At 52.8% G+C, this 19498-nt stretch carries 16 protein-coding genes; 4 read left to right on the forward strand and 12 right to left on the reverse strand.

Annotated elements, in window-relative coordinates:
• Positions 1 to 173 precede the first annotated feature (173 nt).
• The 4 genes from AB5Y72_RS02280 to AB5Y72_RS02295 all read left to right on the forward strand — a co-directional run bounded on the left by AB5Y72_RS02280 (position 174) and on the right by AB5Y72_RS02295 (position 3408).
• On the forward strand, positions 174 to 944 hold the full coding sequence (locus AB5Y72_RS02280) for an ABC transporter ATP-binding protein (RefSeq protein ID WP_010674267.1): 771 nt from the start codon (positions 174 to 176) through the stop codon (positions 942 to 944).
• 58 nt (positions 945 to 1002) lie between these two features.
• Positions 1003 to 1776: an ABC transporter substrate-binding protein gene (locus AB5Y72_RS02285; protein WP_010674268.1), complete on the forward strand. Its 774-nt coding sequence runs from the start codon at positions 1003 to 1005 to the stop codon at positions 1774 to 1776.
• A 105-nt stretch (positions 1777 to 1881) separates the two neighbouring features.
• Positions 1882 to 2622 (forward strand): ABC transporter permease, encoded by a 741-nt coding sequence (locus tag AB5Y72_RS02290; RefSeq protein WP_042079228.1) that lies wholly within the window; start codon positions 1882 to 1884, stop codon positions 2620 to 2622.
• A gap of 93 nt (positions 2623 to 2715) precedes the next feature.
• On the forward strand, positions 2716 to 3408 hold the full coding sequence (locus AB5Y72_RS02295; RefSeq protein ID WP_042079229.1) for an ABC transporter permease: 693 nt from the start codon (positions 2716 to 2718) through the stop codon (positions 3406 to 3408).
• Positions 3409 to 3461: 53 nt separating this feature from the next.
• Here AB5Y72_RS02295 and AB5Y72_RS02300 read toward each other — a convergent pair whose 3' ends face one another.
• The 12 genes from AB5Y72_RS02300 to AB5Y72_RS02355 all read right to left on the reverse strand — a co-directional run bounded on the left by AB5Y72_RS02300 (position 3462) and on the right by AB5Y72_RS02355 (position 19493).
• Positions 3462 to 4781, reverse strand: coding sequence for a capsular biosynthesis protein (locus tag AB5Y72_RS02300; protein WP_325782405.1), 1320 nt, complete (start codon positions 4779 to 4781; stop codon positions 3462 to 3464).
• Between the two features lie 7 nt (positions 4782 to 4788).
• The gene (locus AB5Y72_RS02305; RefSeq protein ID WP_216991797.1) at positions 4789 to 6843 is read right to left on the reverse strand and encodes a capsular polysaccharide biosynthesis protein; all 2055 of its coding nucleotides are present in this window, start codon (positions 6841 to 6843) and stop codon (positions 4789 to 4791) included.
• 54 nt (positions 6844 to 6897) lie between these two features.
• Complete coding sequence (locus AB5Y72_RS02310) at positions 6898 to 7968, reverse strand: galactosyltransferase-related protein (protein WP_254203645.1); 1071 nt, start codon at positions 7966 to 7968, stop codon at positions 6898 to 6900.
• 12 nt (positions 7969 to 7980) lie between these two features.
• The gene (gene galU, locus AB5Y72_RS02315; protein ID WP_368198537.1) at positions 7981 to 8853 is read right to left on the reverse strand and encodes a UTP--glucose-1-phosphate uridylyltransferase GalU; all 873 of its coding nucleotides are present in this window, start codon (positions 8851 to 8853) and stop codon (positions 7981 to 7983) included.
• Positions 8854 to 9069: 216 nt separating this feature from the next.
• The gene (locus AB5Y72_RS02320) at positions 9070 to 9681 is read right to left on the reverse strand and encodes a hypothetical protein (protein ID WP_216989964.1); all 612 of its coding nucleotides are present in this window, start codon (positions 9679 to 9681) and stop codon (positions 9070 to 9072) included.
• Between the two features lie 256 nt (positions 9682 to 9937).
• Positions 9938 to 13048, reverse strand: a complete 3111-nt coding sequence (locus tag AB5Y72_RS02325) for a glycosyltransferase (protein WP_368198538.1) — start codon at positions 13046 to 13048, stop codon at positions 9938 to 9940.
• A 47-nt stretch (positions 13049 to 13095) separates the two neighbouring features.
• Complete coding sequence (wecC, locus tag AB5Y72_RS02330) at positions 13096 to 14346, reverse strand: UDP-N-acetyl-D-mannosamine dehydrogenase (protein ID WP_216989966.1); 1251 nt, start codon at positions 14344 to 14346, stop codon at positions 13096 to 13098.
• A 65-nt stretch (positions 14347 to 14411) separates the two neighbouring features.
• The gene (wecB, locus tag AB5Y72_RS02335; RefSeq protein WP_325782399.1) at positions 14412 to 15587 is read right to left on the reverse strand and encodes a non-hydrolyzing UDP-N-acetylglucosamine 2-epimerase; all 1176 of its coding nucleotides are present in this window, start codon (positions 15585 to 15587) and stop codon (positions 14412 to 14414) included.
• Positions 15588 to 15637: 50 nt separating this feature from the next.
• On the reverse strand, positions 15638 to 16630 hold the full coding sequence (locus AB5Y72_RS02340) for a glycosyltransferase (protein WP_325782398.1): 993 nt from the start codon (positions 16628 to 16630) through the stop codon (positions 15638 to 15640).
• Between the two features lie 182 nt (positions 16631 to 16812).
• Positions 16813 to 18015, reverse strand: coding sequence for a sugar transporter (locus tag AB5Y72_RS02345; RefSeq protein ID WP_216989967.1), 1203 nt, complete (start codon positions 18013 to 18015; stop codon positions 16813 to 16815).
• Positions 18016 to 18030: 15 nt separating this feature from the next.
• On the reverse strand, positions 18031 to 18681 hold the full coding sequence (locus AB5Y72_RS02350; RefSeq protein ID WP_216989968.1) for an ABC transporter ATP-binding protein: 651 nt from the start codon (positions 18679 to 18681) through the stop codon (positions 18031 to 18033).
• Positions 18682 to 18692: 11 nt separating this feature from the next.
• Positions 18693 to 19493 (reverse strand): ABC transporter permease, encoded by an 801-nt coding sequence (locus AB5Y72_RS02355; RefSeq protein WP_325782397.1) that lies wholly within the window; start codon positions 19491 to 19493, stop codon positions 18693 to 18695.
• Positions 19494 to 19498 lie beyond the last annotated feature (5 nt).

Raw genomic sequence — 19498 nt, forward strand, 5'->3', positions numbered from 1 at the left:
CGGTCAGGCCAATAAAAATACAGATAAACCACCAAATACCTCGGTTCTGTATTGTTTTTTAACTACCTGAATGATATTTTCGCTGAAGGTTGCCATCGGTTAACGTTTTGTTAAATGTTCCGGTGGTGGTGTCACGCCGAAGCGGCGTCTAGGGACAGACAAGGTTGTAATGGATGAGCGACGTTGCCGCACTGGAAGTTCGTGATCTGCACAAGTATTTTGGCACCCACGAAGTGCTCAAGGGCATCGATATGACGGCCCACAAGGGGGATGTGATCTCCCTCATCGGCTCCTCGGGTTCGGGGAAGTCGACCTTTCTACGCTGTATCAATCTGCTTGAAACCCCTTCGTCGGGCAGCGTCTCCCTGCATGGGGAACTGATCCGGATGAAGACCAGTCGTTCCGGCGAGCGGCTGCCGGAGGACATGCGCCAGGTGGAGCGTATCCGCAGCCGGCTGGCCATGGTGTTTCAGAGCTTCAATCTCTGGTCGCACATGACCATCATGCAGAACATCATCGAAGTGCCCATCCAGGTGCTCAAGGTGCCCCGTGCCGAGGCCATCGCCAAGGCGGAGCATCTGCTGAACCGGGTCGGGCTCTGGGAGCGACGCGACTACTACCCCGGGCACCTCTCGGGTGGCCAGCAGCAGCGGGCGGCCATCGCCCGTGCGCTGGCGGTGGAGCCGGAAGTGATGCTGTTCGACGAGCCGACCTCGGCCCTCGACCCCGAGCTGGTGGGCGAGGTCCTCGGCCTGATGCGCGAGCTGGCGGAAGAGGGGCGCACCATGATGGTGGTGACCCACGAGATGTCGTTTGCCCGCGACGTGTCGAACAAGGTGATGTTCCTGCATCAGGGGCGGGTGGAGGAGGAGGGCAATCCCAAGGAGATCTTCGCTCATCCCAAGTCGGAGCGATTCAAGCAATTCATCTCCTCCATCTATTGATGGACGGGATGCTATTTCCGTACTTTCAACGATCGACGTGTTTATCAAGGAGAGATACATGAACAAGCTGATGCTGGCGACTGCCGTGATGACGGCCCTGTGTTCCGGTAGCCTGATGGCCAAGGAGTGGAAAGAGGTGCGGATCGGGGTGGAAGGGGCCTATCCTCCCTTCTCCTGGACCGAGCCGAGCGGCGAGGTGAAAGGCTTCGACATCGACATCGCCAACGCCCTGTGCGAGGAGATGAAGGTGAAGTGCACCCTGATCAAGCAGGACTGGGACGGCATCATTCCGGCGCTGCTGTCGCGCAAGTATGACGCCATCATCGCCACCATGGACATCACCGAAGAACGCAAGAAGAAGGTGGACTTCACCCAGAAGTACCAGCACATTCCGGCCCGCTTCGCCGCCAAGAAGGGCACCGAGATCCAGCTGGACAAGGCCTTCATGGATGGCAAGACCATCGCCGTGCAGCGTGCCACCTCCATGGACACCTACATCACCGACAACTTCCCCAATGCCACCATCAAGCGCTACGGCACCGCGGATGAGGCCTATCTCGACCTGAAGTCCGGCCGCGTCGATTACGTGATGGCCGACTCCGCCGCCATCAGCGATGGCCTGCTGAAGAAAGAGGGCGGTGATGCCTTCGAGTTCATCGGCCCGAAACTGACCGATCCCAAGTGGTTTGGCGAGGGTGCCGGCATCGCTGTGCGCAAGGCAGACAAGGATCTGAAAGAGAAATTCAATGCCGCCATCCTGGCCCTGCGCGCCAACGGCAAGTACAAGGAAATCAACGACAAGTACTTCGACTTCGACGTGTACGGCGAGTAAGTCAACGTCAGGCGAACAACGACAGGTTGATCCCGTCAGTAGTCATCGGGCCCGTTGCCTTCCGCTGGGAGTGACGGGCCCGATTGCGATGGAGCTGCATTGCATATGTTTGATTTGAAAGGATACGAAACCTCCCTGCTGGAGGGGGCCTGGATCACCCTGGAGGTGGCGATCGCCTCCCTGCTGCTGGCCCTGGTGCTCGGCATGCTGGGGGCCCTGGCCAAGCTTTCCCCCTACAAGTGGGCGCGCGGCATCGCGGCGGCCTACACCACCGTCATTCGCGGCATCCCGGATCTGGTGCTGATGATGCTGCTGTTCTTCGGCGGTCAGGTCCTCATCAACGGGATCTGCACCTGGGTCAACGAGGCGTACAACAACTACCTGCTCGAGAGCAATCCGAACCAGGAGTGGGTCTCGTTGCTGCCGGATTACATCGACATCAGCCCGTTTGCGGCCGGGGTGGCCACCATCGGCTTCATCTTCGGCGCCTACATGACCGAGACCTTCCGCGGTGCCATCCTGGCGGTGGACAAGGGAGAGCTCGAGGCCGCGCGCGCCTTTGGCATGCGGGCGAGCCAGGTGTTTGTGCGGATCCTCTTCCCCCAGATGATGCGCCACGCCCTGCCGGGGTTTGGCAACAACTGGCTGGTACTGCTCAAGACCACGGCCCTGGTCTCCATCATCGGGCTCGATGACATGGTGCGCAAGGCGTCGCTCGCGGCGGGCTCGACCCAGCAGCCGTTCACCTTCTACATGGCGGTGGCGCTGATCTTCCTGATCTTCACCGCAGTCTCTACCTCGGCGCTCAAGTGGGCCGAGCGTCACTACGCGATCAAGACGAGGTAAGCCATGCCGTATTCAATGCAGTCATTCGTTTACTGTGATCGTTGCGGTGTCAGTGCCGAGCGTATCTACATCACGATCAAGACGAGGTAAGCCATGGATTTCTCGATCATTCTCACGGAGTGGCCCACCTACTGGGAGGGCTTCTACACCACCATCTGGCTGGTGGCGGCCTCCCTCATGCTGGGGCTCCTGCTGGCGGTGCCCATGGGCATACTGCGTAACAGCCGCAACTGGCTGATCAAGGGACCGATCTGGGCCTATATCTACTTCTTCCGCGGCACCCCGCTGCTGGTGCAGCTCTTCATCATCTACTACGGCGCCGCCCAGTGGGAGTGGCTGAAGAACAGCGCGGCCTGGTCCCTCTTCTCCGAGGCCTGGTTCTGCGCCCTGCTGGCGTTCACCCTCAACACCGGTGCCTACACCGCCGAGATAGTGCGGGGCGCCGTGATGAACATGCCCAAGGGGCAGATAGAGGCGGCGAGCGCCTTCGGCATGACCCGCTGGCAGACCCTCACCCGCATCATACTGCCCAACTCGTTTCGCCGTGCGCTGCCCGCCTACAGCAACGAGGTGATCTTCATGCTGCAGGGTTCGGCGGTGGCGGGCATCATCACCATAGTCGACCTGACGGGGGCCGCGCGGATCATCAACTCCCGCTACTACAGCCCGTTCGAGGCGTTCCTGACCGCCGGCCTGCTCTACATGCTGCTCACCTTCGCCATCGTCTGGCTGTTCAAGAAGTGGGAGGCCCGCTGGCACGCCCACCTGCGCCCCCGCAGCGTGTAACCGCCACCTGCAAAAAAGCCCGCATCCGCGGGCTTTTTCCTGCTCGGTATGAGTCAGAGCATGGTCATCGGTGTCAGCATCTCCTCGGTCAAAAGGCAAAATGCGCTCAGGATGGTCATGCTCAAGGCCCCGACAACGCCGGAAGAGAGGGTTTGGCGTTTGCTCTTCTGGACAGAAGCCGATTGCTCATTGTGTTGGCCTATCTTGTTCACCACGGCCATGGCACCCATGTCCAGATGACGGTAGAAGCTGGCATTGAGCTGGGTCAGATGCAGCAATGACTGACGCATCCGTTCGAAGGTCTCGCTGCAAACCGGGCTCTGCTTGTGCCAGAACTTCGCCAGCGTGCCCCGGGTGGTGAGCCCTGGCAGGTCGTAGAGGGCCCTCCCCATGCAGTAGGTGGGTACCTGGTGCAGCAGCGCGGAGAGGCCAACCGTGCTGTTGATGGTGATGACCCCCTTGAGCAGCGGATAGAGGGTGGGCAGTGGCAGTTCATAACCATAGAACACCCGTCCTTCCAGCCCGAGCAGCGTGATAAGCCGGTTGATCTGGGGTTGATAGCTGACATAGCCCCGATCCATGGGGTGGTGTTTGAACAGCAGTACATCCTCGCGGCGGGCGTGCTCGGCGAAGGAGTTCATCACCTGGGCGATCATCTCTTCCACCCCGCTCAAATCCGAATGTTCACGGATCTGAAAGTCTTCGGTGACCTGCAGGGGCACGAAGAAGATGTGCCCCTGATGCCGGGGCAGGGCCTTGAGCAGGGAGTGGTCGCTCCATCTGTGCTTCCACTTCACCAGGCCCCCCGCCACCCAGCCCCTGGCCTCCTGATAGAGGCTCCAGGGTCTGTGATTGACGAAATGGGGATAGCGCCAGCGTAAAAGACTCTTGTTGATGTGGTAGCGGCTGGCATACCAGGCCCGGCGGGCGAAGGTTTTGCCCACCTTCAGCCGCGCCTCGTAAGGGGTTGGCCAGGTCATCTCGGCCAGGGAGTCACGTTTGGCATAGAGAGGGCTGAAGGCGTTGACGCCTCCTTGCTCCAGCGTCACAAAGTCGGGACGCAGATAGCCCTCCTCCATGGCCCAGACGCGGATTTTTTTCAGCTTGCAAATACGGATGGCCTGCTGGTGGTAATAACGGCAATCACCGTAACAGATGAGGCTGTCGATGCCATGGCGCTTGATAAAGCGGCGAAAGAAGGTGTTCCAGGTCTCCGGCTTGCCGGTGAAGCGTTCGTTATGGCCTACGCAGCGCCAGCACTCATCCCCCCCGTTGAAATGGATCTTGTAGACCTCGTGACCGGCGTCGGAAAGCGCCTGGCTGAGGCTCTGAAAGAAGGGGCCCAGCGGTCCTTGCAGCAGCAAAATCTTCATGTACGACTCATCTCATCAACTGGGGAAAGGAAGGGCGTTGCAGTAGGGCTTGCGCCAGATAGCTCAGCTTGACTTGCCAGCGTTGCCAGCGGCTCGACTTGTGGCCGGAGGATTGACCTTGCGCGGCCAGTTGGCGGATCAACTGCTCCGGGCTTATCCAGAGTCCGCTCTGCCAATCGATATAGAGCGGATAGGCCACCAGCGTCAGATAGACCAGTGCCGCCAGGGGGAGCTTGCGCTGGCGCCGGGCCGGGGGATGGGCATCCGTGGTCAACCCCCAGCCACTGTAGAAGGGCTGACCCCAGGTCGTCACCTTGACCCCTTGTACCAGCGCCTCGAAGCCGCTCAGGGAGGTCATGGTGTGCAGTTCATCCACGTGGGGGTAGAGGCTGGTGAGGCCGATATCCAGCACCTGGCTGTCCACGCACTCCGCCAGACAGGCTGCAGAAATGGCGCCGGCCCGATTGCCCGCCACCACATCCGGGTGGGGTTTGTAGAGGATGTGGGCCTCTGGCTTGGCGGCGCGCACCGCCCAGAGCAACTGCTCGTTGCTGCGAATGGTCGGGCTACCGGTCAGGATGGAGGCATCCCCATCCACCTGACCCACCACCAGCACCAGGGGACGGCCATCGGCGGGGGGCGTGAAGTGCGTCGGCGCGCCGACATTATACTTGCTCACCTTGTTTTGGCGCAGCAGAGTGAGCAGTTGCTCACCCCGGTCGAGCTGTGACTGGGTCAGCTCCTGGTAATTGAGCAACTGTTCAAGCCCGCTGGGGCTGCGGCTGTCGAAATAGATCCCGACCGGATCCAGCGACAGGGAAGAGGGGCGACACAGGTTGGAGCCCAGCCCCTTGGAACGGATAAAGCCATCCTCCACCCGGATGGCCGAGGTGAGCTCTGGGTAACGACTGCCCCATACCAGCACCTGCTCGTCACCGGTCAGCCGTTTTGGCGGCTTGCGCACAAAGCAGAGCTCTTCGGCCAAGGGCTGGCAGAAGGCCTGCATAAAGGCGCGCTTCCACAAAGAGAACCCCACCAGATAGAGCCTGCGCCAACGGGGGGCTGTCTTCTGCTGGCGGGCGATGATGGCGATCACCTCTTCCACCTCGCAGCGTTGGCCAATCACGGGATCCAGATAGCGGGGATAGCAGATCAGCGCCGCCGCCACTAGCTGGGGCAGTGACACCTGAACGGTGCGGCGTTCACACTGTTTGCTGTCCTGGGTCAGACCCCACCCCGCATAAAACGGCATGCCGAAGCAATACACGGGTTTGCCCAGCAGGAGCGCCTCGAAGCCGAGCTGGGATGACACTGTGTATACGGCGTCCACCAGATTGAGCAGGGCATGGGGATGACAATGGTCGGCAACGATCTCTACATCGCTCGGTCTCAGTCTGGCCAGCACGCCACTCTTCTTGCCAAAGCGGGTGTCCGGGTGGGTGCGCAGCAAGAGGCGAGCATCGGGATGATTGCGCCGTGCCGTTTCCACCATGGCGATAAAGTCCGCCTCGCTGGCCAGGGCGCCGGGAATGGAGAGGTCCCCGGCCACCTGATCCACCAGCAAGACTCTGGGCCTGCCGTCTTGCCGCAGGCGCTGGGCCAGCGCCGCGGGCAGCCCGGCGACATCCTTCACCATCAGGCTGGGTGACGAATAACTTGAGAGAGAGGTGGGTCGCTCGGCATAGCAGTTGTATTTGGTGACCCCAAGGCGCACCAGCTCGTGGACAAGCCGTTCGGCTCGCGCCAGCATGGCGGCGTCATTGGGGGTGGCGATCAGCTGTTCGAGCCGGCTGGGCTGGCGGGCATCGTAATAGATGCCGACCGGATCGGCGATAAGGGATACCGCCTTGCCGCCATTGGCAGGATGGCCGATATAGCCGATAAAGCCATCTTCCAGGTGCCAATAGGGCAGGCCCAGATCTTGCGCCTGCTGCTTGATCTGGCGGGCATTGGCCTTCTGGCCCCAGCCAATCAGCGCATCCCCCGGCTGGGGGGAATCAGGGGAAACAAGGCGCGCCAACGGCTGGTCAAGGCAGGCGCTGATCTGGGCGCTGCGGGCCATAATGCCGCCAGATTGAGTCCATAGAGTCATGCAAAATACTCAGATAAAAAGAGTTCAGCGAGACGCGGGCTTGAACATGTCTTTGAAAAAAGCCCGTGGGTTGAGGTACAGCTTGCGAACTTTGCGCCACAGCGGGCGCTTGAGCGTGATCCCATCCTGCCAACGTAACAGTCCCGGGTAATCACTGACGGGATACCCCGCCTCTTCCTGCAGGTGGATCATCCACTCCCGAAAGTCCGGCAGCTCGCCATTGAGGTCATTGCAGGGCACCACGGGCCCCTTAAGAGGGCCTCGCTCAGCCTCGCTGCGTGACAACATCTGTTCCAGCATGGCGTCGTTGCCTGCACGGCGACGATGATAGGGATGGGTCAATGGACGCGGGTGCCACTGATGCACCAGGAAGCGACCGGCAAACAGGTGGGGGAGGGCATAGTAGCTGAAATAGCGACGAAAGCCCTGATAGTCCCCTGGATGCTGCGCCTTGATATTGAGGGCATAGTCATCCGGCCGCGGCCCAATGGGATAGTGACGGGTAAGCCGGTCGATAAGCTCCAGATCCTCGCCCCCATGGCCCACAAAGCGCTCGTCAAAGCCGCCCAGTTGCAAGAACCACTCGCGGTTCATCAGCAGGCAGCTGCTGGCCAGGGCGATCCCCTCCACCCTGTGATTCTCCCCGCGCAAGAAGGACTCCAGACAGCCCTGAAAATCGCCGTCAAAGCGCTCGGTCTCTTCCTTGGTCAGATAGAGGCAGGGGTACATCTCAAAGGCGGGTTGCCCTTCGTAAGCACACAATCGGCTGCGAGCGGGAAGCTGCTCGGCCAATTGCTGTGAGCAGAGAAGGTCCGCATCCAGGATGAAGAGCGAACGTGTGGTACTGCGCTCAATGCCATGACAGCGAGCCAGCCCCGGCGAGTAGATAGGAAGGGGCTGTGAGTCTTCCAATATCCGGGCATCAAGCCGCCCTGTTAGCAGATGGTGTTGGTTGGTCGGAATCAAAATATCCAGATCACCTGCGATAAAAAGAGACTGGAGGCATGCCTCCAGTCTCTTTACCGCGGAATCCAGACTACCCCGCCCATTCTGCTGAAAGTGGAACGGTGTAATAACGCTGAGATCTCGCGACATGGTGCCCTACGTTCAGTGTGCCAGCAGTTCTTCGAGATAGGCTCGCAGCGTGTCCGACAACTCGGGATGGCGCAGGCCATATTCAATGTTGGCTTTCATATGGCCCAGTTTGCTGCCGCAGTCGTAGCGGATACCGTCAAACTCGTAAGCCATGACCTCTTGCTTCTTGAGCAAATCGGCAATGGCATCGGTCAACTGGATCTCACCACCGGCCCCGCGCTGGGTCTGCTCAAGCAGCTCAAAAATGCGTGGCTGCAGTACATAACGTCCGACGATGGAGAGGTTGGATGGCGCCTCCTCACGGGGCGGTTTCTCCACGACGCCATTGAGTTTATACAGGCGTTCGCTCACCGCTTGCGGCGCAATGACACCATACTGGCTGACTTTTTCCATCGGTACGGCTTCTACAGCCACGGCCGAGCAATGGCTCTCGCCAGCAAGGCCAATCATGGTGTCGAGGCAGGGAGTCTTGTCACAGTGGATCATGTCGTCAGCCAGCAACACGGCAAACGGCTCGTTACCGACGATCTGCTTGGCACACAGTACGGCGTGGCCCAGCCCCAGGGCTTCAGTTTGACGAACATAGAAGCAGTTGACGCCGGCGGGAATGATGTTCTTGACGGTATCGAGCAACGCCTTTTTACCGGCTTGCTCGAGCTTGTACTCAAGCTCGAAGTTGCTATCGAAGTGATCCTCGATGGCACGCTTGGTCCAGGATGTAACAAAGATCAGGTCGGTTATACCGGCGGCAATGGCCTCCTCAACTGCATACTGGATCAGTGGTTTATCCACGACGGGTAGCATTTCTTTCGGACATGCCTTGGTCGCGGGCAGGAAGCGGGTACCCATACCCGCGACAGGAAATACCGCTTTTTTTATTTTCATACCACGCCCTGAAATAGGTGTTAAGTTAACAGTAGGTAATAGCTATCAATTAAATGCTTAGTGATCTAAATATATGTTGGCTAATTGTCGGCTTGACATGCCGCGCTCAATAAATAATCACCCGCATGGAAAGGTAATAATTTTTGATATATATTAATGTAACTCGTGTTTTTACTAAGGTACTAAGTTATTTTAAATTAACGTTTAAAATAGATATTATTCGTCGATTTTTAAATCTTTTTTTAAACTTAGACATATTATCTCACTTATTTTAAGAAGTTGTTCTTTCGATAATCCAGAGAGGCTTTTTTCAATAAAGTTGGAATGCGTACCATTTCTAAGGGCTGGCTCGAATCTTGACTGAAACTTTGCCAGATAGTCCTCCCATGGTAGAAATGGATGGTAGATATGATTGGCTTTTTTAATGGCTGTGTTGATCAACGGGATGGTGGTACTGAAGCAAGAAAAGTTCAATCCTGAGATTGCAGATAAATCAAAGCATTTTAATTTGCTTTTAATAGCAATGGTGGAGACAAATGTTTCATCGTTTGGACATTGTGTTTGTGATTTGGAACTAAAAGACTTAATTCGATAATCTTCACAAATTAAAATTGCTGCTTTGCTCATCCTAGTAATGGGGAACGAACATGAGTATACATCATCTGATATAGATAAACCTGTCTTAGTCCAATACCCGCTTGGATTGGCAGGGCCAAATCTTGGTGCTAAAAAGTCCATATCATTATTATTTAGGTCTAAAAAAAAGTTTTTACAATTGTTCCCGAAATCGATATCTGGCTCCAATAGCCAATACATCGCTCTATCCACGTGCTCCTTGAATGCATAGTAAAATAAATCACCACATAACCAGCCGAATCTATTAGGTAAGATTAGGTTTTTTTTATTGGTGTAGTCACTTAATGACACAATGTTTTCGTAATTTTCATAGCACTTGTCTGAGGTGGAGTCGTCAACTATAAAAAAGATGTCATCTTCATTTATGCCGAAGTCATTCTGTAAGCAATTATATACTCTCAATTCTTCACTTGAAATCTTATGGCACCTGATCCCAATTGCAAATTTTTTATTTAACATCGCTTCCCATCTCAATAAGTAATTTATATGCAGCGTGTGAATCACCAATTATAGACTTCATGCTAACTTCTTTAAGTTTACTTAATTCACTATTTTCTTCACATAAGGCCCAAACCTTTGCACCAGAGCCAATGTAATCGCTGATTTTTGATGGCAGATAGGGATTTATCCCTTTTTCTTTAGAGACTTCAGCATCATTGACTATCAAGCAATCAAACTCCTTGATTACTTTAAGGAAGTCAAGATAGTCAAGATAGCCATTGATCTTAATCATGTCAGAAAGGCCATTAGCATTTACGAAATGAGATGCATCATCTTTTTGTTCTGTGAAAACATGTAGAAGAATATTATCATGACCATGTTCTTTGTATTTTTTTAAAGCATGGACAATATCATCAAGATTTCGCTTTGAATAAAATGCGCCAAAGTAGCCAATATTTTTTATCTTTTTATTTAGTGGGTACGTTGAATTCCCTAGGTTATAGTAAAAATTTTCTAGTGTAGGATGTTGAGAGATTCTTGATTTATTGAGTGCAAGGTTCTTGATTTCCAAGTCTTTTATCATTGAAAGCATGTAATCACGTTGATTAGCGCAAGTAAAAATTATTTCGTCAGCAAAAAGGTAGGGGAGAAGTTCACACCACAAGTAGAGATTATCATTATCTTTATATTTAAATAGAAGGGTGTCAATTATTATTGACTTACCAAGCACATTCTCCTTGATGAAGTTGAGGTCGAGCTTGGAATATCTTTCTTGCGATTTTATATCCCACAAAATTGGGTCGGAAAACTCGGCTATCCATTTAATCGCAGGATCTTCTTTTTTTACAAGGAATGCAGCAAAATGGGATGCGGGCCACATAGCTCGACTGTAAACATCTTCATAGCTAGATTGTTTTCTTGTTGCCCACTTCAGTGTTTCAATCGCAAAACCGTAAATGCCTGACCAGTTAGCAAAAGTGGATGGGGTGTTAACTACCTTACGCTGCTCTATCAAATCGTTAACAAGGAGGTTGAGATCGTTAGAAGTATTTCTCACCTTGCTCATATTGTTATGCACAACATCGACAATTTTCCCATCAGCTCTAAGTCGCTTGGCCATAACGCAAGCACTTGTATCGACATAGGGTGGAAAACAATAAGAGATGATGAGAGACTTAGCCTTCCCTCTATTGATTACTTCATATGAGAAGTCTTCGAGCGATAAAGATTTGAGCTCAAGGATTAACTCTTCCTTATACTCTGGCGACTCATTTATAAAATCCCTTATGAAAGTAGACTGTGCATTTATTTTAGATTGAATAAATCCAAACTGCTCTTTATCGTCAGATTTGTCCTGTAATGACTTCAGCTCCTTTATTACCTGTAGTCGTTGGCGGATACAAAAATCAAAAGTCGATTTCTGTCTTGAAACAGAGTTTTGCGTAATCCTTCTAATATAGAATGCATTATCTGATTCTGGTACTGCAGTGATTTTTGGTTTGAATTTAGATATGTAGTCACAGAAGAATACAACGTCTTCACCACTGCGTAGATGTGGTACAAAACTAATTTTCTTAAGGTTATGAGTCGGAAGAAGTTTGCATGCAATCATAGTCGTGATTGCCGTCACGTCATTATATGAAATCGATGTTTTTATTGACGCTAGTAAATACTGGTTATTGGCACTGTTATCTTTGATTATATCGCCACGTTCATTGATGTCATGAATTCCACTGATAGTAATACTATTTGGTGATCTTTTATCATACAGAGACTGGATATAGTTCTCTGTGATCATGTCATCATTATCTAAGAACAATGTGTATTTGCGATTTGCATAGCCAATAGCAACATTTCTCGCATTAGATGCGCTAGGCATTACATCATGATATATAACTACATCTATATCATTATTTTTTATTTTGAAATCTTCATATAAAGGAATCGAACTTGTGTCATCGCCATTAACAATAATCACAAGTTGTATCAGTGACTTCGGAAATGTTTGCTGGAGAATTGAATGAAGCATATCCGGAATTGTGTTATTGCCTTTGTAACTTGGAATGATAATGCTTACACCATCCAGCAAAGACATGAAATCTGTATCATCATGAAGTAAGTCGATTTCTTTTTCGACACCGCGATGATTAAAGCTGTTTGTAATCCTAATACTGTCTTTGGAATTCCATATTTGGAGTCCAACTAGAATCGATACAGCTGAAGATGGAGGAGTGAATTTTAGCTCAACAAAATCTTCATTCTTGAATATATCAAGGTAAATATATCTACCGACGGTAGACGAAATATATGTTCCAGGAATAGAGCCATTAATTTCATTGCCGTCATCATTTAGGTAAATGATTCTAGCAAGAAGATCTTTATAATTTATTTTTTCAGGTGAGTGTGGGTAAAAACGAAAAATTAATTCGGTGGTTCCTATTGGTGTGAAGCTAAACCAAGTAGGTGTCTTATCAAGGGGTATGTATTCATTCTCACCGAGATTTGTAAATAATTTCAGCTTTGATTGGTAGTATTCCTGAGTGAAATTTTTCTGCGCTTTAAAGGGCCGAGAGGATTGAGTTATGACTTTGTTAGTATTGCGCCGTTCTTTTGCTATTTTATTGATTTTAGTTAATTTTATGAACAATGAAAGCAAACTCTCGTTATTCTTGCGATACATTATCAATGTATTTCCTAGCAAGAAGGAAAGAGAGTTTTTTGCTTTGAAAGTACGTTCCTTTTCTTTCTCAATCTCTACCTGTAATTCATGATTTTTTATTTCTAATGTATACACATGCTCTTTTAGAGCATTAAAGATAGTTTTGTTTATTCCATCCCTTTCAGCCGAAATAGCAAGTTGTTGATTTTCGGCAATAAGAGGTTTCAAATAATCATGTTGCTTTTTTTGCAATATTTTAGAAATTAGGAGAAAATGCTCTTTCTGACTCATTATCTCATTATGTAGCTGCGCTAGTTCTTCTTTGAATAGTATTAAGTTTTTTTCGTCTGATACCTTAGGCTGTTGAACTAATAAATCACTTTCGCTAGAAAGTTGCTGGTTATTTACAGGTGCTACAATGTTCTTTTTTATAAATTTCTTTTTTTGCCGTGCTTTCATAGTAAAATAGTGGACATTAATGCCCACTTTTCCTTATAAAGTTGTTTTTATGCGTTAACAAAATTCAGTTGCTTTGCATTTTTTATATCGGATGCATTGATGCCAATGAATTGTTTGTGCTTGACAAGAATAAGGACTAAATCTGCATTGTTTAACGCATCAGAAATCGATACCAACGTGACATTATTACGATTTTCCAGCACCGGCGGCAGGGTCTCGATATTGGGTTCAACGGCCAGGATCTGGTAGGCCGGGTTGCTCGCCAGGGTCTTGGTGATATCCAGTGCCGGGCTCTCGCGCAGATCGTCGATGTCCGGCTTGAAGGCCAGGCCGAGGCAGGCGATCTTCGGGTTGGCCAGACCGGCGATGGCTTGCTCGACCTTTTCGACCACATAGTGGGGCTTGTAGTCGTTGATCAGGCGCGCCTGATGGATGATCTTGGCGGTATCCGGGTTCTGGTTGACGATAAACCAGGGGTCGACCGCGATGCAGTGACCGCCTACGCCGCAGCCCGGCTGCAGAATGTTGACACGCGGGTGGCGGTTGGCCAGCGAGATCAGCTCCCACACATCGATGCCCTGCTTATCACAGATCAGCGACAGTTCGTTGGCAAAGGCGATGTTGACGTCGCGGAAGGCGTTCTCGGTCAGCTTGCTCATCTCGGCGGTGCGCGCTTCGGTAGCGATGCACTCACCCTTCTTCACAAACATCTTGTACACCTGGGTGGCCGCCTGGGTACTGGCTGCATCCATGCCACCGATGATGCGATCGTTCTCGACCAGCTCACGGATCACCTGACCAGGCAGCACGCGCTCGGGGCAGTGCGCCACAAAGATGTCAGGGGTCTGACCTTTCGCGACGGTGTGCGGGAAGGTCAGATCGCTGCGTTCTTCCGCCAGCCACTTGGCCATCTGTTCGGTGGCGCCAACCGGCGAGGTGGATTCCAGCACTACCAGGTTTCCCTTCTCGAGGATCGGGGCCAGGGCACGCGAGGCGCTCTCGATGTATTTAAGATCCGGCTCGTGTTGGTCGCCTTTAAACGGGGTGGGCACGGCGATCAGGAATGCATCGGCCTTCTGCGGGGCGGAGTGTGCGCTCAGGTGACCATCGGCGACCGCTTGCTTGACCAGCTCTTCCAGACCTGGCTCAACGATATGGATCTTGCCCTGGTTGATGGTATCTACCGCATGCTGGTTGACATCGACCCCGATGACGCGAATGCCGTTGCTGGCGATGACGGCGGCTGTCGGCAGGCCGATATAACCCAGACCGATGACGGAGATAGTCTCAAATTTCATGATGTATGTGCTCTCAACATATTGGAGGGGCTACCCACCCCTCGTGTGGTTTTTAATATTGTTTATCAGGCAACTTGCAGGCTGCTGTCGATCTGCTGACCCAGGGCGCCACCCAGACCAAGCACGGCATCCACAATACGTTGGCTGGTCTTGCCATCCCCGTAAGGGTTATTGGCATGACTCATGACTTGATAGGCCAGTTCGTCATCGAGCAGGCGAGTGGTCTCTGCCACTATGGTCGCATCGCAGGTGCCCACCAGACGCACCGTACCGGCCTTGACGGCCGCCGGTCGCTCTGTGGTGTCGCGCATGCACAACACCGGCTTGCCCAGGGTTGGCGCCTCTTCCTGAATACCGCCCGAGTCGGTCAGGATGAGGTAGCTGCGCTTCATCAGGTAGACGAATGGCAGGTAGTCCTGAGGCTCAATCAGGTGCACGTTGTCAAATCCGGTCAGGTTGCGCTTGACCGGCTCCTGCACGTTGGGGTTGAGGTGCACCGGATAGACGATCTGCACATCATCGCGCTTGGCCAGTTCAGCCAGCGCCCTGCAGATGCGCTCGAAGCCTTCGCCGTGGTTCTCACGGCGGTGACCGGTGACCAGTACCATCTTCTTGCTGGCGTCGAGGAAGGGGAAGCGGGCGGCCAAGTCGCCGTTGAGAGCGGCGTCGCCATCGATCTTCGCCGAGACATCCAGCAGGGCATCGATCACCGAGTTGCCGGTGATAAAGATGGTCTCGGGGGCGATGTTCTCCATGATGAGGTTCTTCAGGGAGCTGACGGTCGGGGTGTAGTGTTGGTCGGCGATGCCGCCGGTGAGACGGCGCATTCCCTCTTCGGGCCAGGGGGAGTAGATATTGCCGGTGCGAAGACCAGCCTCGACGTGGCCAACGGCAACCCTGTGGTAGTAGGCAGACTGGGTGGCGGCGAAGGAGGTGGCGGTGTCGCCGTGAACCAGGATGCGATCCGGCTTGAACTCGGCAAATACCGGTTTCAATCCCTGCAAGATGGCCGTAGTGACATCGGTCAGATCCTGGCCTGGCTTCATGATGTTGAGGTCATAGTCAGGCTTGATTTCAAACAGATTGAGTACCTGATCCAGCATCTCTCTGTGTTGTCCGGTGACACAGACCCGCACGTCAATCTTGCGATTGGCCTGGAAGGCCTTGACGATCGGGGCCATCTTGATGGCTTCGGGTCTGGTCCCGAACACCATCAATACCCGCAGCATTTTCGTTGGCATAATATTCACTCCCGTGTGAAATAATTAAGTTTCGTTTTGTTCCAAACTACTTAATAAAGGCTGAGCTCATGATTGAGCTGTGTCAGCCGGTGCTGCCAGGTGTGCTGTGCCAGCACTATATCCCTGGCTTGCTTGCCGAGTTCGCTTCTCTGTCGAACATCGTTCTGCAATCGTACACTCCACTCTCGCGCCGCTTCTCCATCCGGCACCGCGATAATGCTCTTGCCAAAAATATTATCCATGGCCAGCGAAGGGGTGCTGATCACAGAGCAACCCGCCGCCGCCAACTCGAATACCCGACGTGACAACATCGTCGGCGACTGGCTGATGGTATTGATATTCAAATAAAGCTGGTATTGCCGATAAGCCTTGGCTACCAAGGCTGGTGAAATAGCCTGTTTGCAGTAGGGCTGCAATGTATTCGGATAACTGCAACCATTATTTTTCTGCCAGAAGCGATCGAAAATAATCAGCCCTTGGTCTCGCAGCGCATACAGTAATTCTTCCTGAGCCCGACTGCGCTCGGCCAGCTCATTGCCATAATAGCCACCCAAAAAGGCGATACCCGGTCCTCGCTCTCCTGCACCGGCTGGTTGATACCAGTGCGGTTGGGCGGCAAACATCAGCACGCCGATATGTTGAAAGCTCTGATGAGGCAAAGCCCGGTAACGATCCAGTGAGTCGGCATCCGTGGTGTAGACCACATCAAACAGGGCTGCGGCATCAGCAAAACGTTCGAAATGGAAGGGGTCTTCCTTGTTCCAGAATATGGTGATGATCTTTCGCTTGCGACAAAACTCTACCAACCTGCTCAGCTCCGGTTTATTGGGGGAACTGTGAGCATAACTGGCTATTTTCCCTTTCCAGCTGTCTTTGTAGCCTCGCCAGGCAGATTCAACAAATAAAAAATCGGGCTTATAGAACCTTAATTTCCATTGCCAATCCAATGGCGTGATATGAATCAGGTCTGCATCGGGTGTCAGGCTGAATGTCGTGAATTGGTCCGCCACTAGCGCAATGCGCGGACGTTTATTTTTATACAAAATAGTTGACTCACAGCTTAAATAACGTTGGGCTCACGACATTCACACGCAGATATGACAGGGGCATGAATTCTTTTGCCAATATGGCGCCTTGATCAGGCGCCTCGGTAATATTTTTGCTAGTTTCCGGCCATCAGAGATGAAGGCGATGCTCGAAAACCGGTGGTGATTCAGTCGCACTATCAGTCTTGGTGCTCACGCAGGGTGGCGAGGCCCATTACGATCAACCCATAGAAGAGGAACAACAGTACACCGACGGTGGCCAGGTTGTAGAGACGGCGAGGGTATTCCGCATCTTGGGCCAGGCTCGGGTGACTGATGACCAGCAGGTGTTTGAGCTTGCGATATGCCTCGACCCTGGCCTGCTCCAGGCTGATAAGACCCGTCTTGTAGAGGTCTGCCGCCAGAGTTGCCTGGGTCTGTACATCCAGATAGCCGGCGGTGACTTCATTCATGGCGTTCTTGTCCTGGCCGGTCAGCTTGGCCCGCTCCTGCTCAAGTTGTCTGGTTAGGGCATCGACCCGGCTCTGCACAGAGATGACTGCAGGGGCGCTCTCTTTCATATAGCTGCGCAGTTGTTTGAGCTGTGCCTGCTGGTTTACCAGCTCGGCTTCGATCTGGCTGACTACTCCGAGACGTGCGCTGCTGGTGGATTCGGGGCTGATAAGCTGGTGGCTGTTTTGAAACGCCAGTACCTTGGCCTTTTCATCCTGTAGCCGTTGATAGGCGCGATTGACCTCTTTCTCGACGAAGGCCAACTGATCCAGTGCCACCTGGTGCCCCAGCTTGTTGATAAAACGCTCGGACTCCTTGAGCATCATCCCCACCACCTGCTGGCCATATTCGGGATCAAACGCCTGCAACTCGATGGTGAGCACACCCGATAGTTCGTCCAGGCGCAGCGTCAGGTGATCGCGGTAATATTCGATAAAATCTTCCCGGCTGACATCCTGGGGGAGACGGGAGAAATAGTCGGCTTGGCCGCTCTGGTAATGGGCCTTGAGATCAAGTTCTTTGTCCAGTTTGGCCAGCAGATCCCATGAGTTCAGGTAATCCTGGATCAGCAGCACATCCTGATGATTGCTGCCACCTATACCCAGCATCGACAGGGCATCGGGCAGCATCTTGATCTGGTCCGCCTGCTTGATGATGATCTCCGCCCGGCTCACATAACGGTCAGAGGCGATCACCCCGAGATAGAGTGCCGCGATGGTAAAACAGGCCAGCACCCAGAGAAAACTGCCGAGCTTGAGGCTCTGCTGCCAGGAGCGGTGGGCAATTTGGAAGCCGCTGGAGTCGATAAAGAACTGCTTAGGCTCATTGCCGAGCTTGCGCAGTTTGCGCATCAGGCGTGAGGGTCTTTCCGGTCTGATTGGTTGAGTCATGTTAGTTGTTGCTTGTTATAGATTCTGGTAGATGCGGATGGCGTCATCGATATTGTCGAAGATTTCCAATGTGCTGTTGCGCAGCAAGATGCCCATGTCACACTGTTGACGCAGGTTTTTCATATCGTGGGACACCATGATCAGGCTCGCCGTCTCGCGCTTTTGATTGAAGGTATCGATGCATTTTTGCTTGAAGCGAGCATCCCCCACCGAGGTGATTTCATCGGTCAGATAAATATCAAAATCGAAGGCCATGCTGACGGCAAAGGAAAACTTGGACTTCATGCCGCTGGAGTAGGTTTTGATCGGCAGTTCGAAGTGCTGGCCTATTTCGGAGAACTCCTTGACCCACTCCTCCACTGACTGGGTGTCGCGCACGCCGTGGATACGGCAGACGAAACGGGTGTTCTCCCGTCCCGTCATGCTGCCTTGAAAGCCACCGCTGAGTGCCAGGGGCCAGGAGACACGACACAAGCGGGTGACTTTGCCCTGATTGGGCGTATCCATCCCTCCCAGCAGACGCAAGAGGGTGGATTTTCCTGCCCCGTTAACCCCCAGAATGCCGATATTGCGATCTCGCGGCAGCTCGATGCTCACATCCCGCAACACATAGTTGCGACCAAATTTGGTGGGGTAGTACTTGGATACATTGTCAAGAATGATCATGTAATTTCACTTTAGCTGGCGATCAGCCGGCGATGGCTCAGGCGATAGCAGCTCATGGCAAAGGTCAGCAGCAGCAAGGTCATGCCGGACAAATATGCCCAACTAACGTTGGGGCTGGCGTAGCCTGCAATCCAGCCACTGCGTATGAGCTCGAGGGCATGCACCAGCGGGTTCCACAAAAACCAGTGTTGGTACTGAGCGGGTATGGCCGCCAGCGGATACATCACGCAGGAGATAAACATCAGCGGCATCATCAACAGATCGAGGAATTTATTCGCCTCTTGAAACAGATTACAGAGCACGCAAAAGACGATACCGAGGGAAAACGAGAAGATCATCAGCAGGAAATAACCGAGAATAACCTGCAAGGGATCGGCCGGTATGGCATCGAACCCGAACCAGAGCAGCCCGAGGATCAGGATGATGCCCACTATCATGCCTACCATCATCTCGAGCATAAAACGGGCAACAAAGGTGGCAAAGGGGGTGACTTGGCGGTAGCAGAACAACCCCATGTTGGCACTGACTGCCGATTGCAGTTTGCTCACGACATTCTTGAAAAAAATAAAAGGCAGATAGCCGGCGGTGATAAACAAGGGGGCCGGCGCCCCACCAAATCCACTGTGACCGCGCAGCCCGAAGATCAGGCTAAATGCACCGATGATCAGCAAGGGATCGAGCAAGGCCCAGGCATAACCGAGTCGATAGCTGCCGAAGCGGGTCTTCAGCTCGCGGATAAGCAGACCAAAGGTCACATCGCGCAGCACCTGCAAGGGTGTGCGAGGTGTTTGATTGAGAATGGGTTTATGCATTGGGT

The sequence above is a fragment of the Aeromonas sp. R7-4 genome (assembly GCF_040908055.1).
Lineage (GTDB): Bacteria > Pseudomonadota > Gammaproteobacteria > Enterobacterales > Aeromonadaceae > Aeromonas > Aeromonas sanarellii.

What these genes read in the sequence shown, in the direction of transcription:
- AB5Y72_RS02280 (WP_010674267.1), top strand. Translation starts at nt 174, where the DNA reads ATGAGCGACGTTGCCGCACTGGAAGTTCGTGATCTGCACAAGTATTTT.
- AB5Y72_RS02285 (WP_010674268.1), top strand. Translation starts at nt 1,003, where the DNA reads ATGAACAAGCTGATGCTGGCGACTGCCGTGATGACGGCCCTGTGTTCC.
- AB5Y72_RS02290 (WP_042079228.1), top strand. Translation starts at nt 1,882, where the DNA reads ATGTTTGATTTGAAAGGATACGAAACCTCCCTGCTGGAGGGGGCCTGG.
- AB5Y72_RS02295 (WP_042079229.1), top strand. Translation starts at nt 2,716, where the DNA reads ATGGATTTCTCGATCATTCTCACGGAGTGGCCCACCTACTGGGAGGGC.
- AB5Y72_RS02300 (WP_325782405.1), bottom strand. Translation starts at nt 4,781, where the DNA reads ATGAAGATTTTGCTGCTGCAAGGACCGCTGGGCCCCTTCTTTCAGAGC.
- AB5Y72_RS02305 (WP_216991797.1), bottom strand. Translation starts at nt 6,843, where the DNA reads ATGGCCCGCAGCGCCCAGATCAGCGCCTGCCTTGACCAGCCGTTGGCG.
- AB5Y72_RS02310 (WP_254203645.1), bottom strand. Translation starts at nt 7,968, where the DNA reads ATGTCGCGAGATCTCAGCGTTATTACACCGTTCCACTTTCAGCAGAAT.
- galU (WP_368198537.1), bottom strand. Translation starts at nt 8,853, where the DNA reads ATGAAAATAAAAAAAGCGGTATTTCCTGTCGCGGGTATGGGTACCCGC.
- AB5Y72_RS02325 (WP_368198538.1), bottom strand. Translation starts at nt 13,048, where the DNA reads ATGAAAGCACGGCAAAAAAAGAAATTTATAAAAAAGAACATTGTAGCA.
- wecC (WP_216989966.1), bottom strand. Translation starts at nt 14,346, where the DNA reads ATGAAATTTGAGACTATCTCCGTCATCGGTCTGGGTTATATCGGCCTG.
- wecB (WP_325782399.1), bottom strand. Translation starts at nt 15,587, where the DNA reads ATGCCAACGAAAATGCTGCGGGTATTGATGGTGTTCGGGACCAGACCC.
- AB5Y72_RS02345 (WP_216989967.1), bottom strand. Translation starts at nt 18,015, where the DNA reads ATGACTCAACCAATCAGACCGGAAAGACCCTCACGCCTGATGCGCAAA.
- AB5Y72_RS02350 (WP_216989968.1), bottom strand. Translation starts at nt 18,681, where the DNA reads ATGATCATTCTTGACAATGTATCCAAGTACTACCCCACCAAATTTGGT.
- AB5Y72_RS02355 (WP_325782397.1), bottom strand. Translation starts at nt 19,493, where the DNA reads ATGCATAAACCCATTCTCAATCAAACACCTCGCACACCCTTGCAGGTG.